9 protein-coding genes are annotated in these 9,287 nt (G+C 68.6%); 8 read left to right on the top strand and 1 reads right to left on the bottom strand.

Annotated features, from left to right (window positions below; genetic code table 11):
• The 3 genes from KRR26_RS04565 to KRR26_RS04555 form a co-directional block, all read left to right on the top strand.
• The coding region (locus KRR26_RS04565) for a hypothetical protein (RefSeq protein WP_217079196.1) at nucleotides 1–357 on the top strand (357 nt) is incomplete at its 5' end.
• 193 nt (nucleotides 358–550) lie between these two features.
• Nucleotides 551–2,023 (top strand): right-handed parallel beta-helix repeat-containing protein, encoded by a 1,473-nt coding sequence (locus tag KRR26_RS04560; RefSeq protein WP_217079195.1) that lies wholly within the window; start codon nucleotides 551–553, stop codon nucleotides 2,021–2,023.
• A 201-nt stretch (nucleotides 2,024–2,224) separates the two neighbouring features.
• Complete coding sequence (locus KRR26_RS04555) at nucleotides 2,225–2,380, top strand: hypothetical protein (protein ID WP_217079194.1); 156 nt, start codon at nucleotides 2,225–2,227, stop codon at nucleotides 2,378–2,380.
• A gap of 20 nt (nucleotides 2,381–2,400) precedes the next feature.
• Here KRR26_RS04555 and KRR26_RS04550 read toward each other — a convergent pair whose 3' ends face one another.
• Nucleotides 2,401–2,835, bottom strand: coding sequence for a hypothetical protein (locus KRR26_RS04550; RefSeq protein WP_236068263.1), 435 nt, complete (start codon nucleotides 2,833–2,835; stop codon nucleotides 2,401–2,403).
• Between the two features lie 219 nt (nucleotides 2,836–3,054).
• On the opposite strand from KRR26_RS04550, the gene KRR26_RS04545 reads away from it, so the two are divergent.
• The 5 genes from KRR26_RS04545 to glsA all read left to right on the top strand — a co-directional run bounded on the left by KRR26_RS04545 (nucleotide 3,055) and on the right by glsA (nucleotide 9,277).
• Nucleotides 3,055–3,954, top strand: coding sequence for a CorA family divalent cation transporter (locus KRR26_RS04545; protein ID WP_158611558.1), 900 nt, complete (start codon nucleotides 3,055–3,057; stop codon nucleotides 3,952–3,954).
• 18 nt (nucleotides 3,955–3,972) lie between these two features.
• Nucleotides 3,973–5,304, top strand: coding sequence for an APC family permease (locus tag KRR26_RS04540; RefSeq protein ID WP_217079193.1), 1,332 nt, complete (start codon nucleotides 3,973–3,975; stop codon nucleotides 5,302–5,304).
• A gap of 144 nt (nucleotides 5,305–5,448) precedes the next feature.
• On the top strand, nucleotides 5,449–6,744 hold the full coding sequence (locus KRR26_RS04535; protein WP_217079192.1) for a hypothetical protein: 1,296 nt from the start codon (nucleotides 5,449–5,451) through the stop codon (nucleotides 6,742–6,744).
• A 30-nt stretch (nucleotides 6,745–6,774) separates the two neighbouring features.
• Nucleotides 6,775–8,382, top strand: coding sequence for a putative glutamine/gamma-aminobutyrate antiporter GadC (gene gadC, locus KRR26_RS04530; RefSeq protein WP_217079191.1), 1,608 nt, complete (start codon nucleotides 6,775–6,777; stop codon nucleotides 8,380–8,382).
• On the top strand, nucleotides 8,336–9,277 hold the full coding sequence (gene glsA / locus KRR26_RS04525; RefSeq protein WP_120209526.1) for a glutaminase A: 942 nt from the start codon (nucleotides 8,336–8,338) through the stop codon (nucleotides 9,275–9,277). Before gadC ends, glsA begins: the two co-directional genes overlap by 47 nt.
• The last annotated feature ends 10 nt before the right edge of the window (nucleotides 9,278–9,287 follow it).

The raw sequence follows: 9,287 nt of genomic DNA, 5'->3' as shown, positions 1-9,287 counted from the left end.
GTGTTCCAGGAGGTCTTCGGGCGCGCGCCGTCGGGCTCGGAGCTGGCGAAGTGGAAGGGCGTGGCGCAGGAGATGGTGGACAAGGACAAGATGAACGCGTCCTCGGTGAAGCTGAACCTGCCGTCGCGCATGCGCGAGGTCCGCGACGGGCTGGACAAGACGGATGACTCGACGCTCCGCGGCCTCATCGACAACGCGTACCAGGAGGTGCTCGGCAAGGGAGGCCGCGCGCCCAGCTCGCTGGAGCGGGATGCCTGGTTGAAGTTCGCCCGCGGCATGGTCGACGACAAGGCGAACGCCACGCAGATCAAGTCCGCGCTCGTCAGCCAGCTGCGCGTCGCCTACTCCAACCTCTGAGTCGCGTCCGCCGCTGGGGTGGGGCTGCCACCCTCGCGGCGCTCCCTCGGCTTGCGTCCCAGCCTGAAGCCCGTTGAGGCGCGCCACGTGCCCTGGCGCGACCGCGAGTGCCCTCCGGGGCATGGTGGTTGATCCAGCCCCAGCGCATGGAGAGCTTGTCGGTCGCTTCCAGACAGACAGCTCAGGGGTGTCCATGATGATGCGGCGGCGAGGATGGGCGGAGCGCGGGTGGGCGATGGCGATGGCGGGGTTGGGGGGACTCCTCCTCGCCTGTGGTCAGGAGCACCCCACTCACGAACCACCGCCGGAGATGCCCCGGGTCACCCAGGCGCAGCGCGTGGAGCCCGGAGACGCGGAGGACATCTTTCGCGCGCGCTGCCCCACGACGGTCCCGCCCCAGTCCGAGACCCTCTTCGTCGCGAACACGGGTACTCACCACGAAGACAGTCCCCTCGGCTCGAGCGACAACCCCTTCACGACCATCACCGCCGCCGTCAAGGCCGCTCGCCCTGGGAGCATCGTCCAGGTGAGTCCGGGCACCTATCCGGAACAGGTCTCCATCACCCCGGACGTCGCCAGGGCGGGAACGGCCACGGCCCCCATCATCCTGCGAGGCGCCACCTCCTCGCGTCCGCTCATCGTCCCGGGGGCGGGGCGCGTGGTGGGCAGTCTCCTGGTCGTGAGCCAGCCGTATTGGATCATCGAGTCATTGGAAGTGGATGTGCGCGGCAATCCCTCGTTCGCGGCGCTCTTCGAGGGCAGCACGTATTGCTCGCAGCTCATCGACTCGCATCTGCACGGCGGCAGGACGGGCAGCGGCGTGGTCGTGAATCGCGCGTCCAACCTGCTCATTGGTGGCAGTGAGATCCACGACTTCTGGAAGGTGGGGCAGGACTCCCACGGCGTGACGGCGAAGGGCATGTCGAGCGACGTGTTCGTGGTGCGCAACAACATCCATGACGTGGCGGGGGACGCGGTGCAGTGCCAGGAGGCGAGTGGCCGGCCGGCCGGTCTCTATGTGGAGCGCAACGAGCTGCACGACGCGGGCGAGAACGCGGTCGACGTGAAGGGCTGCGACGTCGTGGCGATCCGGAAGAACACCATCCATGACTTCCCGAACCTGGCCTTGTTCCCCTGGCAAGCGGACACGTCCGCCGCGGAGGCGGTGCTCGTGCATGAGGACGCGACGAACGTCTCCATCGTGGGCAACGTCATCTCTCGCGCGGGCCGAGGCGTGTCCGTGGGAGGGACGGCGGCGACGGACCATCCCGTGGGGGTGATGATCCAGGACAACACCATCCGCGACATCTTCAACTACGCGAACCGCTTCAACGGGCAGGGCATCCGCATCGTCAAGGCGAGCGGGGTCATCGTCACGGGGAATACCATCGAGCGCACCGCCGACGCGGGGTTGCGCCTGGCCGCGGACGAGCCGCTCGTCGTGGACGGGCTCTCGGTCTTCAACAACACCCTGCGCGACATGGGCCTCTTCGTGATGTTGGGGCGCACCGAGCACCATCCCAACCTTCAGATGGACCGGAACCGGTACGAGGGACCGAGCGGCAAGTTCGTCGCCGCCGGGTTGCTCTACCAGGGGGACTTCTCGGTGTGGCAAGCCAGGCTGGCACCCCAGGGATTGGAACTGAACTCGGTGAGAGTCCCCTGAGCGCGCCCGGCGGGAAGTGTTGCGGCACCTCGCGCATTCAGTAGAGTCCCACGGCGTGGTAGCCACCTGGCGTTCCCGATGGCGGCCCGCTCCTCACCCGAGGGCAGGCCGTAGGGCGTCCCCGGTGGCGCGCGCACCCTTACGCGGCCCTTCACCCACCGGGTAGCTCACGGGCCGTCGCGGTTGGAGGTGCTTGTGGAGATGTGGATTGGACTCGTGGTGATGGTGGTCATCAGCGTCATGATCAGCCCCGCCCTCTGGAGCTCCAGCATGAGCTTGCGCAAGGAAGAGCGGGAGCGCCGCAAGCAGGAGGAGCAGCGCCACAAGGACGCGGAGCAGCAGGCCAAGTCCGAGTGAGCGCTCCCGTCTGAGGGCGCTTACTCGAACCAGGTCGGAACCACCCGCTGAACCTCGGGGAGCGCGGCGACGCGACACAGCCGCTCCCACGCGGGCTCCTGGAGTGCACCGTGCCGCTCGGTGCACTCGGACGTGGGCGTGGGCAGTTGGACGAGCACCTGCGCTGGGACATCGCAGCGAGCCCGCCCGCCCGAGGGCAGGGTCCGCGCATCGGGCACGATGGCCCGAACGCGAGCGAGCGCCTCCGTGTCGTCGCTCGGCAAGCAGAACTCCACCCAGCCATCATTCCGGCAGCTCTGCTCTCGCGTGAAGGCGAACTTCCGCGTGGGACATTCAAGCGGTGGCGGAGGCCGGGAGGCCGCGCAGCCGCTGAGCCCCAGGGCCGCGAGCAAGAGCGTCAGGTGGGACAGCCGGCGCAACGGGTGAGTCGTCGGCATGCGGACAGGGGAGGGCATGGGTCCTCGTCTCGGGGGCTCGGTGGCAGCCCCGGGCCTCGGTGACTGTACCCCGTTCGACGGGCACGGCGGGCCCTGCCTCGTGACGCGCCCCCTCGGTTGTGTCGCCGCGAAGCGCACCCCATCGTCGCCGTGACGACGTGTCTCGGGAGGTGCGGAGTGACGGAACCGTCGCGATCCCACGCGTGGCTCCTCGATGGCCGAGGTGGAGCCCGCCCCGTGTCATTCGATGCGCTGGAGCGTTGGACCCCCGTGGATGGGCCGCTGTGGATCCACCTCCACTGGGACCTCCCCAACCTCGCCGAGCTGCTCGCGAAGCCATGCGGCCTCTCCGATGCGCTGCGCGACCGCCTGCTGGACGTCTCGCATCGCGTCCAGGTGGAGGGGCTCGACCAGGGCGAGGTCCTGCTCGTCGTGCGTCCGCCGGAAGTGACGCCCGAGCACGCGGAGCGGCGGGTGGTGCGCGCCCTGGTCTCTCCCGAACGTTGCATCACCATCGCCGACCTGCGGCAGCCCGCGCTCATCGCGCTCGAGACGCGCCTGTCCCGTGGGACGGGCCCGCGCACCGCGGCCATGTTGCAGGACTTGGGGGAGGCGGTGGCCTCGAACGCCACCTTGCGGGACGCCGAGCTGGACGAAGCGCTGGCGGACCTGGAGGAGCGACTCGAAGCGCAGCGGGCGGATTCCAGTGACGAGCTGCGCGCCTTGCGCCGCGCCCTCATCGCGCAGCGCCGCTTCGTCTCGCTCTGTCGGGATGCGCTCGTTCGAGTGGACCTGCTGGACATCGACTGGGTCCACGATGAGGGCCGCTCGCTTCAACTCGTCGCGGACCGCACGGGCAGTCAGCTCAAGGAGCTGGACACCTTGATCGAACGGGGGCGCATCCTGAATGACGAGCTGAAGTCTCGCCAGGACGCGAAGACGCAGCGGACGCTGTACCTGCTCACCCTCATCTCGGGGGTCTTCCTGCCGCTGTCCTTCATCACCGGCCTGTTGGGCGTGAACGTGGCGGGTATCCCGGGACGAACCTGGCCGGGTTCGTTCCTCATCCTCTGCGCCGCCCTCGTCGCGTTGGCCGTAGGCGAGTGGCGGGCGCTTCGCCGGCGAGAGCTGGTGTGACTGTCTTGGGAGGTCGTCATGGCTGAAGCTTCCACCCCCAATCCACCCGGGCGCCGGGGCACCATGACCGTCTGGGCGGTCGCCGCGCTCGGCATCGGCTCGATGGTGGGCGCGGGCATCTTCGCCTTGCTCGGGCAGGCCGCGGTGCTCGTGGGCCCCGAGACGTGGCTCGCCTTCGCGCTCGCGGGCGTGGTGGCCGCGCTGTCGGGCTACTCGTACGCGAAGCTCAGCGCGCGATACCCCAGCTCCGGAGGCATCACGCTCTTCTATGAGAAGGGCTTCGGCCGGGGCGTGCTCTCGGGCACCTTGTCCCTCATCTACCTGGTCACCCTCGCCATCAGCGTGGCCATGGTGGCGAAGACCTTCGGCGCGTATGCCACGCGGCTGTTCCTCCCGAGGGGCGGCCACGTCTGGTTCGGTGTCCTCGGGTCGCTCATCGTCATCGTCCTCGCGGGGCTCAACGCGGCGGGTTCGGGCGCGGTGGGACGGGCCGAGGTGTTCCTGGTGTCGATCAAACTCACCATCCTGGTGGGCCTCCTGGCCGTGGGGCTCTGGTCCATGTCCCAAGAGGGCTCGCACCACCTCACCGAGCATCTGGACCTGGGGCCCGCGGCCTTCGTGTCGAGCGTGGGCCTGTGCTTCTTCGCCTACTCGGGCTTTGGAATGATGGCCAACGCGGGCGCGGACGTGGCCGAGCCGCGCAAGACGATTCCGAAGGCCATCTATCTGGCCATTGGCGTGGTGACGCTGCTGTACGTGGGCTTGTCCATCACCGTCCTGTCCCAGGTGTCGCCGGCCGAGTTGGCGCGTGACGCGGACACCGCGGTCGCTCAAGCGGCCCGCCCAGTGCTCGGCAACGCGGGCTTCACGGTGGTCGCGCTCGGCGCGCTGCTGGCGACCGCGTCCGCCATCAACGCCACGTTGTTCGCCGCGCTCAATGTCTCGACCGCGCTGGCCCGCGCCGAGCAACTCCCCAAGGCCTTCTCGACGCCGCTGGAGGGCAAGAGCACCCGGGGCTTCACCTGGGGCGTCGTCGCCATCCTGGTGATGATCAACACCTTGAGCCTGGGGGCGATCGCGAACATCGCCAGCGCCACCTTCCTCATCTGTTACCTGGCCGCGTTCGTGGCGTGTTGGAAGCTCTCGCGCCAGACGGGGGCCTCGCGGGCGGTGATTGGAACGGGCCTGGTGCTCATGGGCATCGTCCTGCTCACGTTCCTGGCCAGCACGGCGCGCAAGCAGCCCGTGTCGCTGTTGCTGGTGGTCGTCGCGGTGGGGGGCAGCGCGTTGGTGCAGTGGCTGTTGAAGTCGCGGCATCACCCGGAGTTGCCGCACTCCCAACCTCGCTGACAGGCGTCGGCGGTCCGACAGCGGCGTGCCCTCCGCGCGCAGGGTGCCGGGCACTCAGGGGCCCTCTACGTTCGCGACCACTCCGCCATGGTCACGAACGCGATGGGTCCTTTACATTCCCGGTGTCCTCGCCGTCCTCGCTGGATGGGGCTTGCCCTGGCGTCGCTCGGGCTCTGTCTGGGCGAAGCCCGAGCGCAGAGCGTGGGGCCGGGGGTCGCCTCCGCGAACCCCACCCCGGGCGAACAGATGGCGCTGGACGCGCTGCCGTTCCTCGACCAGCAGCTTCCGTCCAATGTGCAGTACTTCGCGCCCCGCCCGGACCACGCGACGTTCGATCCTTCGTTGCCAGGCTACTTCCAGGTTCCGAACACGAAGGTGTTCGTGAAGCTGGGGCTCGGGGCCACCACCGACTTCATGGTGACCTCGAAGGTGTTGGGCACGCCCACCTGGTTCACCACGTCCTCGATTCCCGTGCGCGGCCAGCCGCTGTTCCACTCGGCGGGCGCGCAGACGGTGGCCACGGCGAACCCGTCGGATGTCTCGGTGGAGATGCGCGGCAAGACCGAGCTGGGCCCCATGCGGATGCTCTTCAAGACGAGCTTCGCGCAGGCGCGGCCCACCTTCGGGTTCCATCCAGACTACTTCTACGCCCAGATCGGCAGCGTGCTCGCGGGCTTCACTGACTCGACGTTCGTGGATGTGGACGCCTACCCGAGCACCCTCGACTTCGAGGGCCCCAACGCGCTCGTGTTCTCCCGCCACGCCGTGGTGCGCTACAGCCACAAGCTGTCGGCGGATCCGCATCGGCGCATGTTCCTCCACCTCTCGCTGGAGCAGCCCGAGGTGGACGTCCCGACGGACGCGGGCACCGCGCGCTCGTGGATGCCCGACGTGGTCGCCGCGTGGCGAGCCGAGGGGGCCTGGGGCCACGCGCAGCTCGCGGGGATCGTGCGCGTCATTGGCACGCAGGCCGAGAACCGGAATGAGAGCCACTCGGTGGCGGGCGTGGGCGGCAACCTGACGGGGGCGGTGCACCTGTCGCATCGGCACACGCTGCTCGTGGGGGTCGCGGGCGGGCAGGGGCTGGGCGCCTACTTCAACGACACGGGGGGCGCGCAGTACGACGCGGCCCTGAACGCGGCGGGTGACCTCAAGGCCCTCCCGCTCCTCGGGGCATACGTCGGCGCGAAGGTCGAGTGGTGTCCCATGCTCAGCTCGACCGCGACCTATGGCTGGTTGGAGCTGTGGGACCGGAACGAGGAGCGGTCGCTCACGTCCAAGGGCTTGCGGCGCTCGCAGTACGCGTCCCTGAACCTGGTGGCGCGGCCCATGAAAGGTGTGCTCGCGGGCATCGAGGGGCTGTGGGGCTACAACCGCGCCATCGACGGCCTCTCCGGGCAGGCGGTCCGGGGACAGCTCACCCTCCAGTATCGCTACTGATTCATCGCAGGACTCGAGGAGAGAGTGTCCATGGCGTCTGGGAAACCGAGCGCGTCCACCGTCGCCAAAGCGGCGCCTGGGCTGGGCGTGCTCACGTTGGCCATCATGAACGTGACGGCGGTGGTGAGCCTGCGCGGCCTGCCCGCCGAGGCGGAGTACGGCCTCACGTCCATTTTCTATTACACTTTCGCGGCGCTGTTCTTCCTCATCCCGGTCTCGTTGGTGGCGGCCGAGTTGGCCACGGGCTGGCCCGAGCAGGGCGGCGTGTTCCGCTGGGTGGGCGAGGCGTTCGGACCGCGCTGGGGCTTCCTCGCCATCTGTCTGGTGTGGCTCGAGTCCACCATCTGGTTCCCGACCGTGCTCACGTACGGCGCGGTGTCGCTGGCCTTCGTGGGGCCCAACCAGCGGTGGGATCAGGCGCTGTCGTCGAACAAGTTCTACACCATCGTCATCGTGCTGGGCCTGTACTGGGCCGCGACGATTGTCGCCATGCGAGGGCTCAAGGCGTCCGCCACGGTGTCCAAGTGGGCGGGGCTCATCGGCACCATCATCCCGGCCGGCGTGCTCATCCTCCTGGGGTTGACGTACCTGTTCCAAGGACGGCCGCTGCAGATCCACCTGGGCTGGGACAAGGTGATCCCGGACTTCACTCAGTTCGGGAACCTGGTGCTCGCGGCCAGCATCTTCCTGTTCTACGCGGGCATGGAGATGAACGCGATCCACGTCAAGGACGCGAAGGACCCCTCGCGCACCTATCCGCTCGCCATCCTCATCGCGTCGGTGACGACGGTGGCCGTCTTCGTGCTCGGCACGCTGGCCATCAGCTTCATCATCCCCAAGACGCAGATCAACCTGACGCAGAGCTTGCTCGTGTCGTACCGCGACTTCTTCAAGGCGTTCGGCCTGGGGTGGCTGTCGCCCGTGGTGGCCGCGGCGCTGTTCCTCGGCGTGCTCGGCAGCGTGACGGTGTGGGTCTCGGGTCCCTCGACGGCGCTGGGCGTGGTGGGGCGCGCGGGCTACCTGCCGCCGTTCTTCCAGCGGGTGAACGCGCATGGAGCGCCCAGCCACATTCTGCTCGCGCAGGGGCTGCTGGTGACGTTCCTCGCGCTGATGTTCGTCATCCTTCCGTCCGTGCAGTCGGCGTATCAAATCCTCAGCCAGCTCACGTCCACGCTCTACCTCATCATGTACATGCTGATGTTCGCGGCGGCCATCTACCTGCGCTACAGCGAGCCCCACACGCCGCGCTCGTACCGCGTGCCTGGCGGCGAGGCCGGCATGTGGGTGATTGGTGGCGCGGGCCTCATCGGCTCGCTCGTCGCGTTCGTCCTGAGCTTCATCCCGCCGTCGCAGATCAAGGTCGGGAGCCCCGTGACGTATGTGCTCATCCTCGTCGCGGGCAACATCCTCTTCGTGGCCATCCCGCTCGTCTTGTACGCGCGGCGCAGGCCCGACTGGCGCAGCGCCTCTCGCATGCAGGACCTGGCGCCCTTCAACTGGGAGAAGCCTGGCGCGCCAGGGCGGCCCGGAGTGCCGCAGGGGGCGGACGAGGGCGAAGCGCTGGATCACCCGCACGTGAGGAGGGGACCCAATGGGCACGGCGTTGACGTTGACCGCCATCCAAGCGGCGACCACTGAGGCGCATCGCGCGTTCCAAGGTGTCACCGACGGGCAGAACGCCGACTACATCCCGGTGCTGGCGAAGGTGGACCCCTCGCGCTTCGGCATCGTGGTCATGCTCGCGGATGGGAAGGCCGCCGAGGCGGGGGACACGCGCTCTCTCTTCGCCATCGAGTCCATCTCCAAGGTCTTCACGCTCGCTCGGGCGCTCGACACGGTGGGGGCGGACGGCGTTCGCCAGAAGATTGGTGATAACCCCACGGGAGAGTCGTTCTCGTCGGTGCACGCGCTCGTCGTGCATGGCGGCAAGCCGCTCAATCCGTTCGTGAACGCAGGCGCCATCGCGACGGTCAGCCTGCTCGCCGCTGATTCGGCGGCGCATCGCTGGGAGCAGATCCTCGGGACGCAGCGCGCCTTCGCGGGCCGCGACCTGGAGGTGATGGACGAGGTGTATCGCTCCGAGTCGGCCACCAATCAGCACAACCGCGCGCTGGCCTGGTTGCTCGACAGCGCTCACACCCTCTACAGCGATCCCACCGAGGCCACCGACGTCTATACCCGGCAGTGCTCGGTGGGCATCACGACGTGGGACCTCGCGGTGATGGGGGCCACGCTCGCGGCGGGCGGCATCAACCCGGTGACGCGGCAGCGCGCGATCCGCGCGGAGCATGTCCCGCGCATCCTGGCCGAGATGACCATGAGCGGTCTCTATGACAACACCGGGACGTGGCAGTACGAAGTGGGCCTGCCGGGCAAGAGTGGCGTGGGCGGGGGAATCCTCGCGGTCGTTCCGGGCAGGTTGGCCATCGCCACGTTCAGCCCGCCGTTGGATCGCTTCGGTAACAGCGTGCGCGGACAGCTCGCGTCGCGTCAGCTCTCCGCCGTGCTGGGGCTCAACCTCTTCGCGACGTGAGCCGCCGACG

Origin of the sequence: Citreicoccus inhibens (assembly GCF_019039035.1) — a bacterium.
GTDB classification, from domain to species: domain Bacteria; phylum Myxococcota; class Myxococcia; order Myxococcales; family Myxococcaceae; genus Citreicoccus; species Citreicoccus inhibens.
This window is presented reverse-complemented; position numbering and strand designations above follow the sequence as displayed.